This is a genomic window from Bradyrhizobium sp. USDA 3240, assembly GCF_054063295.1.
Map to the genome: position 1 here is coordinate 70,815 of NZ_JBSSGD010000003.1, position 19,170 is coordinate 89,984.

The 19,170-nt window shown below is 60.6% G+C and carries 19 protein-coding genes; all 19 read left to right on the top strand.

Annotated features, from left to right (window positions below; all coding sequences use genetic code 11):
* Positions 1 to 27 precede the first annotated feature (27 nt).
* Complete coding sequence (locus tag ACVIGA_RS42905) at positions 28 to 597, top strand: lytic transglycosylase domain-containing protein (protein ID WP_166217530.1); 570 nt, start codon at positions 28 to 30, stop codon at positions 595 to 597.
* Between the two features lie 77 nt (positions 598 to 674).
* Positions 675 to 971: a TrbC/VirB2 family protein gene (locus ACVIGA_RS42910; protein WP_025038371.1), complete on the top strand. Its 297-nt coding sequence runs from the start codon at positions 675 to 677 to the stop codon at positions 969 to 971.
* Positions 971 to 1,309, top strand: a complete 339-nt coding sequence (locus tag ACVIGA_RS42915; RefSeq protein ID WP_176396332.1) for a type IV secretion system protein VirB3 — start codon at positions 971 to 973, stop codon at positions 1,307 to 1,309. The genes ACVIGA_RS42910 and ACVIGA_RS42915 overlap by 1 nt, the downstream gene beginning before the upstream one ends.
* Complete coding sequence (locus ACVIGA_RS42920; RefSeq protein WP_456671095.1) at positions 1,302 to 3,668, top strand: VirB4 family type IV secretion/conjugal transfer ATPase; 2,367 nt, start codon at positions 1,302 to 1,304, stop codon at positions 3,666 to 3,668. Before ACVIGA_RS42915 ends, ACVIGA_RS42920 begins: the two co-directional genes overlap by 8 nt.
* The gene (gene virB5, locus ACVIGA_RS42925; RefSeq protein WP_176396331.1) at positions 3,665 to 4,387 is read left to right on the top strand and encodes a P-type DNA transfer protein VirB5; all 723 of its coding nucleotides are present in this window, start codon (positions 3,665 to 3,667) and stop codon (positions 4,385 to 4,387) included. Before ACVIGA_RS42920 ends, virB5 begins: the two co-directional genes overlap by 4 nt.
* Positions 4,384 to 4,629: an EexN family lipoprotein gene (locus tag ACVIGA_RS42930; protein WP_456671054.1), complete on the top strand. Its 246-nt coding sequence runs from the start codon at positions 4,384 to 4,386 to the stop codon at positions 4,627 to 4,629. Before virB5 ends, ACVIGA_RS42930 begins: the two co-directional genes overlap by 4 nt.
* Before the next feature lie 11 nt (positions 4,630 to 4,640).
* On the top strand, positions 4,641 to 5,627 hold the full coding sequence (locus ACVIGA_RS42935) for a type IV secretion system protein (protein WP_207841069.1): 987 nt from the start codon (positions 4,641 to 4,643) through the stop codon (positions 5,625 to 5,627).
* A gap of 351 nt (positions 5,628 to 5,978) precedes the next feature.
* On the top strand, positions 5,979 to 6,650 hold the full coding sequence (locus ACVIGA_RS42940; RefSeq protein WP_166217509.1) for a virB8 family protein: 672 nt from the start codon (positions 5,979 to 5,981) through the stop codon (positions 6,648 to 6,650).
* A complete protein-coding gene (virB9, locus tag ACVIGA_RS42945; protein WP_207841067.1) occupies positions 6,647 to 7,498 on the top strand; it encodes a P-type conjugative transfer protein VirB9 in 852 nt (283 codons plus the stop codon). The genes ACVIGA_RS42940 and virB9 overlap by 4 nt, the downstream gene beginning before the upstream one ends.
* A gap of 11 nt (positions 7,499 to 7,509) precedes the next feature.
* A complete protein-coding gene (gene virB10, locus ACVIGA_RS42950) occupies positions 7,510 to 8,655 on the top strand; it encodes a type IV secretion system protein VirB10 (RefSeq protein ID WP_166217169.1) in 1,146 nt (381 codons plus the stop codon).
* On the top strand, positions 8,652 to 9,683 hold the full coding sequence (virB11, locus tag ACVIGA_RS42955; RefSeq protein ID WP_208073969.1) for a P-type DNA transfer ATPase VirB11: 1,032 nt from the start codon (positions 8,652 to 8,654) through the stop codon (positions 9,681 to 9,683). Before virB10 ends, virB11 begins: the two co-directional genes overlap by 4 nt.
* Entirely contained in the window at positions 9,649 to 11,595 is a 1,947-nt protein-coding gene (locus ACVIGA_RS42960) for a type IV secretory system conjugative DNA transfer family protein (protein WP_166217499.1), read from the top strand. Before virB11 ends, ACVIGA_RS42960 begins: the two co-directional genes overlap by 35 nt.
* Entirely contained in the window at positions 11,579 to 12,745 is a 1,167-nt protein-coding gene (locus ACVIGA_RS42965) for an LPD7 domain-containing protein (protein ID WP_176396325.1), read from the top strand. The genes ACVIGA_RS42960 and ACVIGA_RS42965 overlap by 17 nt, the downstream gene beginning before the upstream one ends.
* 166 nt (positions 12,746 to 12,911) lie before the next feature.
* A complete protein-coding gene (locus ACVIGA_RS42970) occupies positions 12,912 to 13,154 on the top strand; it encodes a transposase (protein WP_173644000.1) in 243 nt (80 codons plus the stop codon).
* A gap of 539 nt (positions 13,155 to 13,693) precedes the next feature.
* A complete protein-coding gene (locus ACVIGA_RS42975; RefSeq protein ID WP_456671055.1) occupies positions 13,694 to 14,263 on the top strand; it encodes a hypothetical protein in 570 nt (189 codons plus the stop codon).
* Positions 14,260 to 14,562 carry a hypothetical protein gene (locus ACVIGA_RS42980; protein ID WP_456671056.1) on the top strand — a complete coding sequence of 101 codons (303 nt, stop codon included), beginning with the start codon at positions 14,260 to 14,262 and terminating at the stop codon, positions 14,560 to 14,562. Before ACVIGA_RS42975 ends, ACVIGA_RS42980 begins: the two co-directional genes overlap by 4 nt.
* A 237-nt stretch (positions 14,563 to 14,799) precedes the next feature.
* On the top strand, positions 14,800 to 14,961 hold the full coding sequence (locus tag ACVIGA_RS42985; RefSeq protein ID WP_208073971.1) for a hypothetical protein: 162 nt from the start codon (positions 14,800 to 14,802) through the stop codon (positions 14,959 to 14,961).
* A 466-nt stretch (positions 14,962 to 15,427) separates the two neighbouring features.
* On the top strand, positions 15,428 to 16,591 hold the full coding sequence (locus tag ACVIGA_RS42990; protein ID WP_456671057.1) for an HlyD family secretion protein: 1,164 nt from the start codon (positions 15,428 to 15,430) through the stop codon (positions 16,589 to 16,591).
* A gap of 29 nt (positions 16,592 to 16,620) precedes the next feature.
* On the top strand, positions 16,621 to 18,777 hold the full coding sequence (locus ACVIGA_RS42995; protein ID WP_338702161.1) for a peptidase domain-containing ABC transporter: 2,157 nt from the start codon (positions 16,621 to 16,623) through the stop codon (positions 18,775 to 18,777).
* Positions 18,778 to 19,170: the final 393 nt, after the last annotated feature.

A 19,170-nucleotide genomic window follows, 5' to 3' on the forward strand; every position in this document is an offset into this window, starting at 1 on the left:
TCAACTCCCGAAACAAAGTCATCAACAATGGATCCAGCTGCATTCTCAGCTCTGGTCGAACAGTGCGCGCCGACGCCGAACCTCTTGCGGCCGCTAACGGCAATTGTGCGGCAAGCGAGCTCGTTCGAGCCGCTGCTCATCACAATTCAGGGGCGGAAACCGATTCCTATTCAGGCAAGTGACCGTGACGAAGCGATCCAGCTCGCGACTGAGGCCATTACCGCCGGCCAGTCGGTCCAGACCGGTCTCGCGCAACTTGATGCAGATGAAACCAAGCAGGCCGGGTTGACGGCTACCACGACCTTCGACGCCTGCAAGCATATCGCGGGCCTTGGCAGATTGTTCGAGGCCCGATTGCAAGCGGCAAGGGTGAACGCCGCGGGCCGCGATCAGGCTATTGCCAGGGTTGTTGCGAGCTTTGCAGCCAAAGCTCCCCGAACAACGCCCGAGCCCCGTACCCTGCCGGCCGATGCTGCCGACATTTCCAACGCTGACATGCCGACAAGCAACATGCCAGCTCGCTCCGTCAGGGAGCGCCCGAACTGGGACGTCTACCGCTCAGGTCTCGGCACATCAGCCTTCGTCTATGAACGATAAGGGATTCTTCTGTTCTGCCCTCAACTCATCACCGCGGTCCGGGCTGGTCCGGCTGCAGTGCCAATCGGAGCCGTGCCATGACTTCTCCTCTTAAACACTCTGCTGCCCTGCTTTGCATGGGGGCCGTACTCAGCATCGCCTTGGTTGAGCCGGCGCTGGCGCAGACGGCAAACATCGAAGGCGTGTTGCAGAACATCGTCAACATGCTGACCGGCAACGTCGCGCGCCTGCTGGCGACGCTGGCGGTCATCATCGTCGGCATCGCCTGGATGTTCGGCTATCTCGACCTGCGCAAGGCCGCCTACGTCGTGCTCGGCGTCGCCATCACGTTCGGCGCCTCCGAGGTGGTCTCGACCTTGACCGGAGGTCGCTGATGATCGAGGCCGGGCGTCTCACGGAGGACACCTTGTTCCTCGCCTGCACGCGGCCTGCCATGGTCGCCGGAGTCACCATGGAAGCCATGGCGCTCAACGTTATGTTTTCCTGCATCCTGTTCCTGGTAGCCGGGAGCATCATCTACGGTTTGGTCGCGATTCCGATCCATGGTCTTTGCCGCATCATCTGTCGGCATGACCCCAATATGTTCCGAATTCTGCTCGCCTGGATCGAAACCCGTGGACGCACGCGTAACGCGTTATTCTGGGGCGGATCATCCTGCACACCCCTCAAGCTCGTTCGGCGATATCAAGCACGAGACCTCGGCTATGCGTAACACGGCGCTCAAAACCCGGGAGATCGGGCCAGATGTCTACCTGCCGTTCGGGCGGCACGTCACGGATACGGTGATTAGTCTCACGACGCGAGCGCTGCTCACGGTGATCCGGCTCGACGGTACCTCGTTCGAGACCGCCGAGACGGCGGACCTGAATGACCTTCACGCCAAGCTGAATCTCACTCTACGCAATGTTGCGGATCCGCCGCTGGCGCTCTGGACTCATCTGGTGCGGCGCCGGACGTCAGACTATCCAGACGGGGCATTCCGATCGATCTTTGCAGCTTCGCTCGACGCGCAATATCGCGAGCAGCTTCGCAAGGCAGCGCTATTTCGTAATGATCTCTATCTGACGCTGGTTTGGCATCCTGCTCGCGCCCCCGCCGATGCCGCAGCTGCGTTCTTCAGGCGGCTTGGCCGGAGCGCTGCGGCTTCCATCGAGGTCGACAGCGACGCCTTGAAGCGGCTCAACGATGCGACGCGGGATATGGTCGCGGCATTGGAGCGCTACGGCGCTCATGCTCTCGGATTGGCCGAGCGCGACGGCATCACCTTCTCAGAGCCAATGGAGCTACTCCACGCCGTGGCCTCCGGCGAGTGGATGCCAATGCCGTTGCCGCAAGGGCCGATCGGCCCCGCACTCTACTCAAATCGTGTTATCTTCGGCCGTGAAGCCATTGAAATCCGCAGCGCCGGCGGCTCGCGCTTCGCTGGCATGTTCGGACTCAAGGAATATCCGGCGTCCACCCGGCCAGGCCTGTTGAACGCGCTGCTTTCCGCGCCTTTCGAACTTGTCGTCACGCAATCCTTCGCGTTTTTGTCGAAAGCCGACGCCAAGACGGTCCTGACACGCAAGCAGAACCAGCTGGTCTCGGCTCAGGATCCGGCGGCCTCACAGATCGACGAGCTCGGTGACGCGCTCGACGATCTCGAATCCAACAGGTTCGCACTTGGGGACCATCACCTGTCGCTGCAGATTTATGCCGCGACGCCTTCACAGCTGCAGGATCACATGAGCGTGGCGCGGCGCACTCTGGCCGACGCGGGCGCCGTGGTGGCGCGCGAAGATCTCGGCCTTGAAGCGGCTTATTGGGCGCAGCTTCCCGGGCTGTTCAAATATCGCGCACGAACTGGGGCGATCAGCTCACGCAATTTCGCGGCATTCTCCCCATTCCACACCTATCCCACAGGACAGCCTGCCGGCAACCACTGGGGGCCAGCGGTTGCGATGCTCAAAACCGCATCCGGCTCGCCGTTTTATTTCTCGTTCCATCACGGCGACCTCGGCAATACCTTCATCTGTGGCCCCTCGGGGTCCGGCAAAACCGTCGTGCAGAATTTCCTGCTGTCGCAGGCCGAGCGGCTCGGCGCCACTTACGTCTTCTTCGACAAGGACCGCGGTGCGGAGATATTCGTTCGCGCCGCCGGCGGCACTTATCTGACACTCCGCAACGGCGTTGAGACCGGCTGCGCGCCGCTCAAGGCGCTGGAGCTGACGCCAGCCAATCTTTCGTTCCTGGGCGAGCTTGTCCGGAAGCTCGTAACGCCAGACAACCGTCCGCTGACCGTGATCGAGGAGGAGCGGATCGATTCCGGATTGCGAGCCCTTGCTCACTTGCGGCAGGCGGAGCGCTCGTTCGGAGCGCTGCGGGCTTTTCTGGGCCAGCAGGATCGCGAAGGAATCGGCGCTCGCTTGGAGCGATGGTGCCGAGGCGCTCCTTTCGGCTGGGTGCTGGATGGCGAGCAAGATGCAATCGGGCTAAACGCCCGGTTCATCGGTTTCGACATGACCGATCTGCTTGATCATCCGACCGTTCGCACGCCGCTCATGATGTATCTGTTCTATCGGGTCGAGCGCCTGATCGACGGCCGGCGCCTGATCATCGACATCGACGAGTTCTGGAAGGCGCTTGGCGACGAAGCATTTCGGGATCTCGCCAACAACAAGCTCAAAACCATCCGCAAACAGAACGGCGTCATGGTGTTCGGCACGCAGTCGCCGCGCGACGCGCTGGCCTCCCCGATCGCACACACCATTGTCGAGCAATGCCCGACCCAGATTTTTCTGCCGAACGCGCGGGGAATGCGCTCGGACTATGTCGACGGCTTCCATCTGACCGACACCGAATTCCGCCTGATCAAGGAGGAGCTCGCGCCCGAAAGCCGGCGGTTCCTGGTCAAACAAGGCCACAACTCGGTGGTGGCGGAGCTAGACCTCGGCGGGTTCGATGATGCGCTCGCCGTGTTGTCGGGACGGACGGAAACTGTCGAGCTGCTCGATCGCGTCCGGGCGGAGGTCGGCGACGATCCAGCCCAATGGCTGCCCGTATTTCAAGCGGAGCGGAGGGACGTCCGATGATGGTTCAGCGTATCCCGGCAATCTTCACCTGCGTGTCTATCGTGGCCCTCCTGACGGCATTTCCCGCAGCAGCGGAGATTGTGTTCGATCCGAGCGTCTATGCACGGCAATTCGAGCAACTGACGGAACTGAAGAAGCAGGTCGATACCCTGACGTCGCAGCTCAAGGTGGCGCAGGATCAACTGAACCAGGCCAAGCAGCTCTATGACAGTTTCAACAAGCGGACCAACGCCAACGACATTGGCGCGCTTCTAAACACGCCCCAGTTCCGGAAAGTGCTGCCCCAACAATTCTCTGACATCGAACGTCTCGTGGCGGGGCAGGGTGGCGGCAACTTCGCTGACGCGATGAACCACTATCTTTCACAGAACCGCACCTATGCAGGCAATAGTGGCAATTCGTATTACCAGAGCGAGCTGGACCGGATCGCACGGCAGACTGGCGCCAAGCACTCCATGGGCCAGGCGGTCTACGACACCGCCTCGCAGCGTATCGATGCGCTCGAAGAATTACGAACACGCATCAGCTCGGCAGCCGACGTCAAGGAGACTCTCGATCTGTCGGCGCGGCTGCAGGCCGAACAGGCATTGCTGCAGAACGATGTGCTTCGGATGCAGGGTCTTGCGATGATCCAGCAGGCCCGCACCGACATGGATGGCCAGCGGGAACGCGAGAAGCAAGAACAACTGGTTGATGAAATGAAGGCGGCTCTGCAATGAAATTGAACACGTCCATAGTTGCACTGTCTTTCGCCGCTGTGCTTACGGGCTGCAACGAGGCCGACCAGAGTCAGCGCATAAATACGGTCGGCTGGTATCTCGACCATCGGGACGAGCTTGCGGCGGATCTCAACACGTGCGGCGACAATCCCGGGGAGTTCGCAAAGACGCCGAACTGTATCAATGCGAACGAGGCTCGCAACAAGATTACCGTCCAAGAGATGGAAGACGCCCTAAAGTAAGGATCGCCGCGATGGCCATAAACGTCTTTGACAGTTTTCTGAAGGAGTTCGAGCAGCCGATCACGACGTTCGTGTCGACCTCGGTATCGAATCTTGCCTCCTACATTGATGGTCCTCTTCGCACGGCCGTGATGCTCTATGTCATCCTCTACGGCTTTGCGGTGATGCGGGGCGCAATCTCCGAGCCAATCATGGAGTTTGCCTGGCGGGCAATGCGGATCGTAGTCGTGGTGCTGCTAGCGACCAACTCAAGCGCGTTTCAGCAATACGTCACGGGGCTGTTCTTTGATTCCTTGCCGAAGGAGATTGGCAATGCGTTGGCTGGTGCTGGACTGAATACCAATTCGGGGGTTCCGTTCGATCAGCTTCTGACCAAAGGAATTGACGTAGCAAATAAGATCTACAAACAGGCCGGACTGACCAACATCGCGCCAGCGCTGATTGCCGCCATTCTTCTGGTCTTTGTCGCGGTTGGTTCCTTCTTACAATTTGCCATCCTGCTCTATGCCAAAGTTGGTCTGGGCGTCGTGATCGCGCTTGGGCCGCTCTTCATTGCGCTTGGACTATTTGAGGCCACGCGCCCGTTCACGGAGGCCTGGCTTCGGCAGGTCGCGAATTTCGTGATCCTGCTGGTGCTGGTGGTCGCTCTGGTCGGGCTGATGTTGACCACCGTCAGCGGCTTCATCGACAGGTTCGCTGCAAACGCCGGCACGGCCGGCGAGATGGTGGTAGCTGCGGTCGCCATCAGCGCGGTGCTCGGTCTGTCCGGATACATCGCGCTTCAACTGCCGGTCATCGCAGGCGGCCTCGCCGGGGGTGGCGCTTCGCTCGCAAGCCGGCTGGTCACGAGCCCAATGATTGCCAACGCGACGGCCGCAGCCGGCGGCGCTTATGCCGGCGCGCGCTGGTCAGCCAGCCGGGGTCTCGCCGCACTAAGAGCGAGCCGGCAGGGCGGCAGTATGCAGCGCACCCGATCGCAGGGGACCGCCGCGACGTAGACAATCATCGCCGGCAACAGGCGACAACGACAAACAGGGGCATCAGAACGATGTGGCGTCGACTATTCATCATCTGCCTAATCGCAGTTCAGCTTGGCGGCTGCGCGAGCTGGTCAAAGGGACCGCCATCATGTGATGGCCAGGCTCGGCGGCCGCTCAATCGTTCGCTGTGGGATTGGGAGACGGGTACGCCATTGGCGACGCCGGAGCCGCCTATTCCGCCGTCCGCACCGGCACCAGACATCCGCAAGGGTGAGATCGCCCCGGCAGCGCCCTCCACGCAACTGGCTGCATCAGACCACCAGGCCGCCATTGCAGCCTCTTACCGCGCTTGCGGCAAGGAGGCATGAGATGGTCGGGCACGATGAGCTGAAAGCCTATTTCGACAATGCGCGTCGATGGGAGCAGGATCTGTTGCTGGCGGCCCATCGCTCGCGCAGAACGGCATGGGTGATTGCCGCGGGCGCCTGCGCATTGGCGATCGCCTCGCTCAGTGCGGTCGCGGCACTGGCGCCGCTAAAGACGGTCGAGCCGTTCGTGATCCGGGTCGACAATGCCACCGGCATTGTGGACACCGTCTCCGCCCTCAGTTCGACGCCGGCGCGTTATGACGAAGCCGTCACCAAGTATTTTCTTGGACGCTACGTTCGGGCGCGTGAAGGTTACAGCTACCCCGAGGCAGAAGCCAATTTTCGGACGATTTCGCTGCTCTCGGGGCAGGGCGAACAGGCCCGCTTCGCGGCATGGTACCGCGGCTCCAATCCCGAAAGCCCCCAGGCCGTTCAGGGCCGTTTCGGGGTCGCCACAGTACGGATCAAGGCGATCTCGCTCCTGGCCGACAATGTGGCCTCTGTGCGTTTCATGAAGGAGAGCCGCAAGGGCGAGGAAACCCGCATCACCCACTGGATCTCCACCCTGACGTTTTCCTATGCCAACGCGCCAATGTCCTCCGCCGACCGTCTCATCAACCCCCTCGGCTTTCTGGTCTCGGAATATCGCGCCGATCCGGAGGTCGTGCCATGAAGTCTTTCGTTCTCTTGATGACCTTTGTCCTGGGATTCGCGGAGCCGGCTTTTGCGTTGCAACAGCCGTCACCCGGACAACATGATGCGCGCGTGCGAACCGTGACCTACGATCCAGCCAACGTGGTCCGGGTCAACGGCGTGATTCGGGCGTCAACCCAGGTGTTGTTTGCCGACGATGAGGAGGTCGCGCATGTCGCAATCGGCGACGCGATCGCATGGGAGGTCGCACCGGCGGGCTCAATCCTGTTCCTTAAACCCCGGGAGAAACATCCGCCAACCAATCTGCAGGTCGTCACCACGCGCCCTGATGGCCGCAAGCGCTCGTATCAGTTCGAGTTGTCGATCGCCGAGACGACTCTGGCGGACAGCTATTTCGTCGTCCGCTTCGCCTATCCCGGCGACGAGATCGAGCGTCGGCGTGCGGAGGCGGCCGCCCGTGGCGCGGAGCGGGAAGGCGCGCTGATCGACCAGACCTTTGACCTGCATCATGCCTATGGCGCCCGCAACTGGCGCTTTTCAGCACAGGGCTCGGTCGACCTCGAGCCCGAAGCCGTTTTCGACGACGGCAAGGAGACCACGTTCCGCTTTGCAGGCAACCGCGAAGTCCCCGCGATCTACCTGATCAACTCCGACGGCTCGGAGAGCCTGGTGCCCAAGGATGTCCGCGGCGAGCTCGTGGTGGTCCATGCCACGGCGCGGGAGTTTCGGCTGCGCAAAGGCGACACCGTGCTCTGCATTTTTAACGAAGCATTCGACGCGGTGGGAATTAATCCGGGCACCAACACCACAAGCCCGTCTATTGAGCGGCGGGCGAAGAAATCAGCACCAACTCCAAGGCCACGATAGGCGAGGGCGATATGACCGAACATGATGATGAGAAGATCGCCGGCGACCGTGCCATTACGCCTGTGGGAGGAGGGGACAATGCTCGCGCGACGATGCTCAAACGCGGCTTCGGCGCGCTGGCGCTCACCGCCTTTGCCGCTCTGATCATCTGGGGCACTTGGAAGGGCGAGAAGCCTGTCAGCGATTCCGCCCGAAAGCTGATAATCCGCCAGGCGGCAGCTTTCGAACCCATCCCGGAAGCGCCGGCCGCGCCTGTTACCACGGCCTCAGTTGGAGCCCCGCCGGTCTCAGCCACGCCAGCGGTCCCCGCGCCCGCCTCCGACCAGCTTCTGGAAAGTGCCCGGCGCGCACCGGTGCTGGCCTACAACAGGCCGAGTTCTGTAGGACGCGCGGCCCACGACGGCGTGACCGGAAGTGTCGTCACCGACCCCTATGGGTTCGGACGGGGCGAGCCGCGCAACGACCTCGCCGACAAGCTGAAGCCGACCCCGATCGAGGGCGTGCGCGCGGCGCGGCTCCCCAACCGCAATCTGCTGGTCACCCAGGGCACCTCGATCCCGTGCGTGCTGGAGACGGCGATGTCCTCGGACGTGGCCGGCTTCGTCTCCTGCGTCGTCGTGCGGGACGTGATGTCCGATTCCGGCAACGTGGTGCTGATGGAAAAAGGCACGCAAGTGGTTGGCGAGTATCGCGGCAATGTGCGGCGCGGATCAAAACGCCTGTTCGTGCTGTGGACCCGCGCCAAGACGCCGACCGGCGTCATTGCGGCATTGGCCTCGCCGGCCACGGACGCACTGGGTCGCGCCGGTTTTGACGGTGACATCGACACCCACTTCTTTGAACGGTTCGGCTCGGCGCTGTTGCTGTCCATCGTCAGCGACGCCTCCTCAATCGGGCGTCAGCAGCTGCAGGACAGCTCGATCCAGATCAACAACACCACGGGAGCCACCAACACTGCCGCCGGCATCGCCGTCGAGCAGTCGATCAACATTCCGCCCACTCTGAACAAGAATCAGGGCGAGCTCGTCAATATCTTTGTCGCGCGCGATGTTGATTTCTCCTCGGTCTATCGATTGCGGCGGGTCGAGACCCGCACGCAGATTTTGGACCGCACCGTCCCCGGGGGCCTCGTGGCCCCGGCGGTGGTGACAAAGTGAGTGCCGTACATTCCATCGAGCGCGATGGCAGCCGGCTCGTGCTAGCGCGCTATCTCGAGCCGTTGGCTCCATTTCTGGCGGACAAATCCTTGACCGAAATCGTCGTCAATCGCCCCGGCGAGGTCTTCGTGGAAGGTCCCGGCGGCTGGACCCGGCACGAAGCGCCAGCTCTGACGCATGCCTACCTATCACACCTGGCGACCGCGGCCGCCGGCCACACCCGTCAGGACATCGGCCCGGAGCATCCGGTGGTCTCGACCACCCTGATCGGCGACGAGCGCTGCCAGATCGTGGTGCCGCCGGCGGTGCCAACAGGAACGGTCAGCCTCACCATCCGCAAGCCGTCGGCTTTGACAATGACACTGGACGCCTTTGACCAGGCAAAACTGTTCGATGAAGTCCGCGCCGCCAACAACGAACTCACTACCGACGAGCATCGGCTTCTGGCCCTGAAAGAGGCCGGTGCCTGGCGCGACTTCCTCCAGCTTGCCGTCTCAACGCGGCGCAATATCATCATTTCCGGCGCGACGGGTTCGGGAAAGACCACGCTATCCAAGGCGTTGATCTCGGCGATCCCGGCACATGAGCGGCTCATCACCATCGAGGACACCGCCGAGCTTGTTGTCCCTCATCAGAATTGCGTGCGGCTGCTCTACGCCAAGGACGGGCAGGGTCTTGCCAAAATTGGCCCGCGCGAACTTCTGGAGTCCTGCCTGCGGATGCGGCCGGATCGCATTCTGCTGCAGGAGCTGCGCGACGGGACGGCGTTCTTCTATCTGAGGAATGTGAACTCGGGCCACCCCGGATCGATCACAACGGTTCATGCCGACAGCGCCAGGCTCGCCTTTGAGCAGCTGACGTTGCTTGTCAAGGAAAGCGCGGAAGGGCGCGACCTGCATCGTGACGACATCCGCTCACTGCTGCTGCTTCTCGTCGACGTCGTCATCCAGATGCAGAAGCGGGACGGCCGCTACCGCATTTCGGAGATTTATTATGACCCCGTTCGCAAACGCGACCAGAACAATTAGGGCCGCGCAGGGCCTGGCAGTCGCGCTCGCGGGCTGCGCGCTGTTCCTGCTGGTCGCCTCAAACGTTCTGCTGCTGGGGCTCCGGCTTCACGATGGAGGACTGCATTGGTCGGAGATAGCGACGGGCTGGCCGCGTTACGGCGCTGACACACGTTTCGACCGCTGGCTGACTCTGTCGACTCTCACCGGGGTGGTTGTGGTCTTTGGCCTGCTCGGCGCACTCTTCCGGCACCGTCCTCTCCCGCTTTACGGCAGCGCGCGTTTCGCGTCCGAGCGAGAGATCAAGGCCGCTGGCCTGCGATCCAAGGAAGGCGTGCTACTCGGCCGTAAGGACGGTGCACTGCTCTGCTTCGGCGGGTCGGAACACGTCCTGGTCTACGCTCCGACCAGGGCGGGGAAGGGTGTCGGCTATGTCATTCCAAACCTATTGAATTGGCCAGATTCGGTGGTCGTTCTCGATGTAAAGAAGGAAAACTGGGATCGGTCTGCGGGATTTCGCGCAGCTCACGGGCAGGAGGTCTACTTGTTCGATCCGCTCGAGGAGAACGGTCGCACCGCGCGCTACAATCCGCTTGGTTATGTGCGCGGCGATCCCGCGGATCTCTATGACGATCTGCAACGCATCGCGGTGATGCTGTTTCCGGCCGAAAGCCGAGGCGATCCGTTCTGGTTCGAGGCGGCCCGCTCGGCCTTTGTGGCGATCGGCGGCTATGTCGCGGAAACGCCGGGCTTGCCATTGACGATCGGAGAAATCCTGCACCAGCTGTCCGCTGCCCCCGACCTCAAGACACATTTCGACAAAATTGTCGCCGCGCGCAAGTCCGGCCCTTCGCCACTGTCGCGGAATTGCATCACGGCCTTGAACGACTTCCTCGCGGCTTCTGAAAACACCATGAACTCCGTGCGCAAGACCGTCACGGCGAGGCTCGGGCTTTGGCTCAACCCGCGCATCGATGCCGCCACATCGACCAACGATTTCGATCTGCGGCAGCTGCGGCAAAAACCGATGTCGATCTATCTCGGCGTGACCCCTGACAATCTCGACCGCATGGCGCCGCTTCTGAACTTGTTCTTTCAGCAGGTGGTCGATCTCAATACCCGCGAGCTGCCGGAACAAAATCCCAAACTCAATCGCAAGGTGCTGCTGCTGCTCGATGAATTTCCGGCGCTGGGCAATGTCAACGTACTCGCGAAATCCGTCGCGTTCATCGCCGGTTACGGCATCCGCCTCCTGACCGTGGTCCAGAGTCCGGCCCAGCTGCGCTCGATTTACGGGGTCGACGCTGCCCGCAATTTCATGACCAACCATGCCGTCGAGGTGGTGTTCGCGCCGAAAGAACAGGACGTAGCAAATGAGCTTTCCGAACGCATCGGATACGACACCGTGAAAGCGCGGAGCCGCAGCGGGCCAAAAGGGCTCGCGATGCGCTCGACCAGCGAGACGGTCTCTGAACAACGGCGCGCCCTGATGCTGCCGCAGGAGCTGAAGCTTCTTCCAAGATCCAAGGCCTTCATCCTCGGCACAGGCCTTCCCCCGGTCGTCGCCGACAAGATCGTCTATTACGAAGACAAGGCGTTCCTCACACGCCTGCTACCCGCACCGGTCCAGCAGCTGCCGGGCGGCCGCTCGACCGCGCTGCTTGACGCCGAGATCAAGGAGCTGCGCTCCGAGGTTGCGGAGCTACGCGCGGTATTTCGGTCCCGCCCGTTGACTGACGAAGAGGTAGCCGACCCCTCCACAATTCCAACCAATGCCAGCTTTGATTTCGGGGACGTGGACGTCGACCTCGAAGGACTCTCTGAGGACGACCTGAAAGCCTGGGTCCAGAACTACATCGACGCCCAAGCCGTCCCGCCGGCGCGACGGTCCAGCCGCAAGCAGAACGGACGACAGCATGAACGACACGCGTGACCACAGCGGGGATTTCAGCCTGGAGCGGCAACGTCGCGCGGGGCGCGCTTTCACCCGAGGCAAGGGGGACGCCGAGTCCACAGCAACAGCCCCCAACACGCCTTCATCCGCGGAGGTCACGGAAGTTGCGTTTCCGGACCGCATCCGTCGGAGATATTACGTGGTGGCCAGTGAACCCCAAAAGGATGGATCCGACCGCGAAGCCCGGCTCTATGCCGATGAGCGGAAAGAGTACCTCGCGTTCAAGGCCACTGACGATCGCCTGGTCACCCGCATAGCTGCCGCAGAAGTGATCCGGGACATGGTCAGCGTGGCACAATATCGCCACTGGGAGGCACTTCACGTCCGTGGTTCTGTCGAGTTCCGACGCGAGGCCTGGCTCGAGGCTGGCGCGCGCGGGATGGATGTCAAAGGCTATCAGCCAAGCGAGCCTGATCGCCAGGCGCTCGCTGACCGGCGAGTCGCATGGGATCGAGCCCGGGCCCGGGCCAATGATGCAGAGGCTCGCTCCGCCTCCGACAGGCCGCTGCAGGCGGATAGGCTCGATTACGACAAGGGCGTTTCCGGACGTCTTATGGAGGTCGGCTATGGCCCCTACCGCAACCGCGCCGACGCCGAGCCATCAACCTATGTAGCCATTGAACTGGATGATGGCCGGCGACATCAGGTGTGGGGCGTCGGGCTTGAAACGGACGTCGCAAATAGCGGCGGCAGGCCTGGCGACCGCATCTCTTTGCGCAGGGATGGCGTCGAACCCGTCATCAGGGCAATCAAATCCATAGACGCCGCCACAGGACTCGCTAGCATTGAGCGGCGGCAGATGTGGCGCAACAGGTGGAGTGTGACGGTGGAGGCACGCCGTGCAGACCGACCGGCGGCCGCGCATGATTCCGACCTGCTCGCTGCCCAATCCCAGATCGCCGTCATCAACAAGCTTGTCGAACGCGCTCTGCCGAACGATGAGAATGCTCGCCAGAACATTATGGCTTTCGCCAGGGAGCGCATCGCCCAGCATCTTGAGAACGGGCATTCGTTTTCGCGGGCAGCAGTCATGGAACCGGTTCGAGATCGTCATCCATCGGAACGAGATAAGGAGATCCGAATAGCTCAGACTGGTGAACGCGCGACAGTGCGTGAGCGTCAGCGCTGAATGCACGAGGTCCATCAATGGGCCGCATTGGGCTTTTGGGAAAGTAACCCCGCCCGAAGACAATCCAAAAATCAGCGTGTTTCTGATTTACCATGCTGGCTGGATTGGACGCCAGCATGGCCAGCATGGATAGGCAAGCCTTATTCTCTGGATCTCCGTGCGTGTCGTGGCCGCCATCGAGCGCGGGATGTCGCGCAATCGTGCCGCCAAGCAGTTTGGGGTGGCGATCAGTACTGCCATCGGCTGGATGCAGCGGGTCGAGGAGAGCGGCAGCGTTGAGCCTGGCCAGATGGGCGGTCACAAGCCGAAGGCGGTTTCGGGAGACCACGCAGTCTGGCTGTCGCAGCGGATCAGGGACGGCGATTTCACCAAACGCAGTCTCTTGCCGAGCTTGCCGGTCGCGACCTGAAGATCGACTATCGGTGTGGGACTTCGTGCATGCCGAGAAGCTCAGCTTCAAAAAAGCGTGGCGGCTGGCGAACGCGATCGCCCCGAGGTAGCTCGCCGACGAGCCCAATGGGCAAAGTACCAACGTCGCGTCGCCGGCTCGCTCGTTTTGCTGAGCAAGACCTTGCGAACCTGGTGAACGGTTTCAGCAAGCGGCAAGATGCAGACACACGCTCTGATCGAGAGGACGTTGATCTGGAGCGATTCGGCCCGAAGGGCGGTCAACTACAAGAAGTTGCAGCTTACGGAAGCCACTATTCGGCTTAGAATTCGATCTGTATCGTGGTGGGACTCTATCGCGGTGACGGGCTCTTTGCGGCCGCATCGGAGCGGCTCCAATCATCGAAAGTCTCGCGTGATGCCGTGATGCCGTGATGCCAAGCTTCGTTTTCAGTTCCAAATTGAAGGACGGCCCAGCCAGATCCACACAAGGCATGCGCGCTTTATGACGTTGGGGGTGAGCCTGTAATTAAAGAGAAGGGCAAGCAGGGTCAACCGCAGTTGGAGATCGCGCCGTACCCCAGTTCACTGCGCGGCCGGAGGCTCGAGCCCGCAAGCCAGGCATTGGTCAAGTTTCACGAACGATTGGCTGCGAGGCTCGATTCCGAGATTGCCTTGGCGCCAGTGGAGCAAGACCTGCTGGACTTCCTCAATGGTATCAGGCTGTCGCCATCGATGATGGCGCAGGCCTGTCGGCAGAATGCGACCATGCGCGCGCCCCTCGGCCTGGACACGGTGGGGCGTGCCCCACCGCCGATCCCCGACGCGCTGTCGTTCGCGCTTTATTGCAACACGCTGCTGAGTATATGCGCCCCGGAAGCAGACCAGATGAATACCAACCCACCCGTTCAGCTCACCGCGAATTTCTCCATTTCCACTCGCGAGCAGTCGCCGCACCCGGCGCAGGGGCTATTTTCGTACAAGTGCGTTAGCATTGCTGGCCGGCAGCGAAAACGCTCGCTTGGCCTGCTCAGCGATTTTGTCACCAATGAACTGCCGCACCGCATTGCGGAGATTAGATGCAGTGAACAACCAAACGACGCGGTCAGGACCCTTGGCCGCCCGCGTTGAAGGCCGGGGATTGGGCGAAGGCGCTTTCGGCCGTCGAAGAGGCTGTCGCCGTGATGCCGGACGACCTCCATTTCCGCATGCTCCATGCGGATCTGTTGCTTCATAAACTGCGCGGCTTGCAGTCCGGCTTGCCGGCCCTGCGGCAATTTGTTCGGGACGCGATCGACAAAAAATCCGAGCTATGGATGGAAGGGGCGCTGCGCCAACTCTTCAGTTCGGCGAATGATAACTCCCACTTCCCGCCTGCCGAGCGCCTTCGGATGGGCAAGGATGTTGTCCGAACTGCTCGGCCCTTATAGCACGACAACCGGTGAGCAACCAGCCGAGCGAGATATGTCGTTTTGGCGTTATCTTTGTCGATTTGTCGCGGTCGCAACACGATCATTCAGAGTCTGCCACCACGCGCTCAGCCAAGTCACTGAACAAAATGGAGAGCGGCTTTTGGAGTTCATCCTGTGCAACTGGCACGAACATTGAAGACGTCATTTCGTGACGGCAGCGGCCGCTGACCGTCCTCACGGAAAAGGAGTCAAGAAATGAAAAGCGACATGTCGGACTATGATGTAACTGAACTGACTCTCGAAGAAGCATGTTCAACGTCGGGAGGCGACAAATGTATCATTTTTGAGCCGCCGCCGGGTGGCGGAACCATTGATGCCAATCCCCTGCCCCCCGCCGGGGATAGAGGGTTGATGTAAACTGACTACAAGCCTGCCAGAGACGCGATCATAAATCGCGTTCGCTGGCAGGCTTATTCTTATGCCCTCGTAACATGAGAACTCCATCGGGAACAACCGTTCGGATGCGTCGTAGAGGCCAGATTCGCGCGAAGGCCGATCTTGCTCGCGACCTCAAGATGACTAATCTCGACCGGCGGCGGAGGCCGAAGCCCGCCAATCGGCATCGCTGACGGTGCTTACCATCTGGAAAGAGGGGAGCCATGAAGCCTGAGATGTGGCTGAATTAACAGTTGAAGAAGCATCTGAACCTTCCGGAGGGAGTAGTTGTCGCAACTGCACTCGCGGCTATGGCTGCGTGGCAGCTGTCATCCGCCGCACTTGCATCTGAAGCGAGTTAGATGCGCAACCGCCTGACGTCGCATGGTGCAGACTGGCAGTTTCGCTACCAAATTAACGATTGCAAACCTTGTGACATAATCGAACAATGACCAATATCTTACTTCCTCCTGAAATTGTGAGCTACACGGCCGAAAGCATCCTCTCCCGGCAATCAGGACGATCTTTTCTCATTTACAAGATCATTGTGCTTTCTGTGGTCGCCGCATTGGTGGCGTTGCCACTCATTACCGTAACGGTCTCTGTTCAAAGCGCCGGCACCATTCGTCCCACCATCGAGAAGACTCCCCTGATCGCGCCCGTCTCAGGGCGCATTTCGCGTATCCTTGCCGTTGAGAACGATGTGGTTGCCCTGGGGCAAGAGATCCTCACCCTCGATGCCGTGGTGGTTGAGGAGAAGCTCAGAGCAGTTACAGGCGAAATTCGCGCCAAGGGCGATCTAGCCCGTGACCTTGAGACCCTAATCTCCTCCGGAACAGAAGCCAAGGACCCGATCCAGCTGCTGACCGAGTCCGCCACGGCCGAGCGGCTGCATTTTCTGAACCTGCTGCGGGAGAATGAATATGCCCGCAGTAACGCCGCGGCAGAACTCGAGCGCGCCAAGCGGCTGCTCTCCGTTGCTGCAGCGCCCGCAAAGGCGGTCGACGAACGGGCTTTCGCTCTCCAGAGCATTGAGGTCAAAGGCGAGATCCTCGCCCGGCGCAAAGCCGCCGAGTGGAACCAACAGCTCTTCGACACGAATCTGCGCTTGAAGGAACTCACTGCCAGCTTGCATCAGCTCGAGAACGAACGAGATCTGACCCGGATTCGAGCTCCCGTGTCCGGTGCTCTAGAGCAATTCTCCGGCCTCACCCCTGGTGGCTACGTCCAGGCGGGGCAAACTGTCGCTCGCGTCTCGCCGGATGGCGAACTGGTGGCGGAGATCTACGTCTCCCCCAACGACATTGGCTTCGTGCGAACCGGCCAGTCAGTGCGGCTCCAGGTGGATGCCTTCAACTACAATCAATGGGGCGTTCTAGAGGCGACAGTGCTCAACGTGGCCCAGGACTTCACCCTCCACGATAAAAGCCCGATCTTTAAGGTCCGCTGCGCGCTCTCTGCCAGTCATCTCACGCTCAAGAACGGAGTCATCGGTCAGTTGAAAAAAGGCATGACCGTGCGAGCCCGCTTCCTCGTGGGCGACCGCAGCCTCCTTCAACTCTTCTACAATGAGGTCGACGATTGGCTCAATCCGCTCCTTGCAGGCGGTTAATTCTTCCTCTTCAGAAACAGTGAGCGTCAATGTCGAGTAACGTCATCAAGTACAAACAGCGCGACGCCACGGATTGCGGAGCCGCCAGTCTTGCTTCCGTCGCAGCTTTCTATGGCTACAAGCTGCCATTGTCACGCATCCGCCAGTATGCGTCGACCGGCCGCTCCGGCACCACGGTGTCGGGCCTCATGCAGGCGGCTCAACAGCTAGGCTTCATCGCCAAAGGGGTGAAGGGTGGGTTCGACAGCCTTTACAAGATTCCCAAGCCCGCCATCGCGCATTTAGTCGTTAAGGAGGTCCTACACCACTTCGTCGTCATACAGGCGATCGACCGCCGGTCGATCATCGTCATGGACCCGGCCTATGGCGAAATCCGCAAGTTGTCGCACCAGGAATTTAAGATGCAATGGACTGGCGTCTTAGTGCTTTTGGTTCCGGCAGACATATTCCAGCGCCGCGACGAGACAACCTCATCCTTCGTCCGCTTCGCCCGTCTGCTTGCGCCACATAGGGAGCTGATGGCGCAGGCTCTCATCGGGTCACTGGTGACGACGATCCTTGGCCTCTCAACGGCTATCTACGTCCAGAAGATCGTCGATCATGTGATCGCAGCGGGCAACCACAACCTACTCAACCTGATGAGTGTCGCCATGCTGCTGATCCTGCTGCCGCAGACTCTGATCAATCTCCTCAGAAATCGGCTCCTCCTGCAAACGGGACAGAAGATCGATGTCTGCTTGATCCTCGGCTATTACGATCACGTCCTGAGCCTGCCTCAGAAGTTTTTCGACAGCATGCGTATAGGTGAAATCGTCTCCCGTATGAACGACGCAATGAAGATCAGAAGCTTCCTGAACGACGTCTCGATCACCATGGTGGTTAACGTGCTCGTGATACTGTTCTCGTTCGGGCTGATGTTCGTCTACTCGTGGAAGATCGCCTTGGTCGTGGCGACCTCTATCCCACTATACTTATTGGCCTATTGGACCATCAATTGGCTGAATAGGAAGCGCCAGCGCACCATTATGGAAAATGCCGCCGATCTGGAAGCGCAATTAGTTGAATCACTAGGAGCGGTCTCCACGATCAAGACATTCGGTATAGAGAGCCTGGCCAATCTTAAGATGGAGACCCGCTTCATCAAGATGCTACACTCCGTCTATAGCGCCGGCCTTATCTCGGTCTTCGGAGACAATGCCTCAACCCTCCTCTCAAACCTATTCACCGTCGTGCTGATGTGGTTCGGTACGACGCTTGTCCTCGATCAGAGCGTCACGCCCGGCGAACTACTGTCCTGCTATACGCTGCTTGGCTATATTACCCGGCCGGTTGCCAGCCTGATCCAAACCAATCGGATCGCTCAGGATGCGTTTATCGCCGCGGATCGCCTGTTCGAGATCTTCGACCTGGAGCCGGCAAGCGGTGGCAGCATCGATGCCACCAAGTCCGAACTTGGCGATATCTGCCTGGAGAACGTCACGTTTCGCCATGGCGCGCAGCCTGAGCTTTTCCAGCATCTCAGCATCACCTTCCGCCGAGGCGAGATGACGGCCGTGGTGGGGAAAAGCGGCTCAGGCAAGAGCTCCCTTGCAGCGCTGGTGCAGAATCTCTATCCGCTTGAGCGTGGATGTATCCGGATCGGCCCGCATGACCTCCAGGACCTCTCAACTGAATCCCTGCGTAAAGTTGTCGCTGCGGTACCGCAGTCGGTCGACGTGTTCTCCGGCTCGGTGATCGATAACATCGCCCTTGGTGAGTTCGAGCCGGACATCGAGAAGATCGTGAAGATCTGCGATCAAATAGGGCTGCGGTCGGTGGTCGACCGCTGGCCCGGTGGCTTCCAGGCCTATCTGGGCGAGAACGGCGTACGCCTGTCCGGCGGCGAGAAGCAGCGTCTAGCCCTGGCTCGCGCCCTGTACCGGGACCCGGAAATCCTGATCCTCGATGAGGCGACCTCCTCTCTCGATTCGGTCGCCGAGGCGCTTGTCGTAGGGGTGGTTGAGGAATTGCGTCGGGCCGGTAAGATCATCATCGCCATCTCTCATCGACTGAGCACCATTTGCGAGGCCGACAAGATCGTGGTCCTGGACAATGGACGGGTTGTTGCGGAAGGAAGGCATCCTGATCTGCTGGCAGCTGAAGGTGCTTACGCTCGCTTGTGGCGGGCACAACTTGGAACCGGCTAACATTTCTACTGTTATTGCTGTGTGCATCTGAGCAACACTGGTCGGGATCATCACCTTGAGCCGCTTGCCGCACACCCGATCCGACGCCTCCCACAGCGCCGTCAGCGCGTCCTTGATCGTCGCGCCATATCTGCGTCTTCGCTTTCTTGTTGTCTCGAGCTTGCCCGATCCTACCGTCTCGCGTCGCCGGAGCGCGCGCACCGCATGCTTGCGATGCCAGCCCGTCGTCGCGCACAGCTCGTCGAGGATCCGTCCCTTCTCCCCTCGTTTGGCCGACCGGTAACGCTCCGTTGCTGCCGACACCACCCTCTCAGCATTCGCCAACCGGCGAAGGGAAACTCCACCGCCCTTGTAGCGGACGTACATCTTATGACCACATCGTGCGCACCAGGC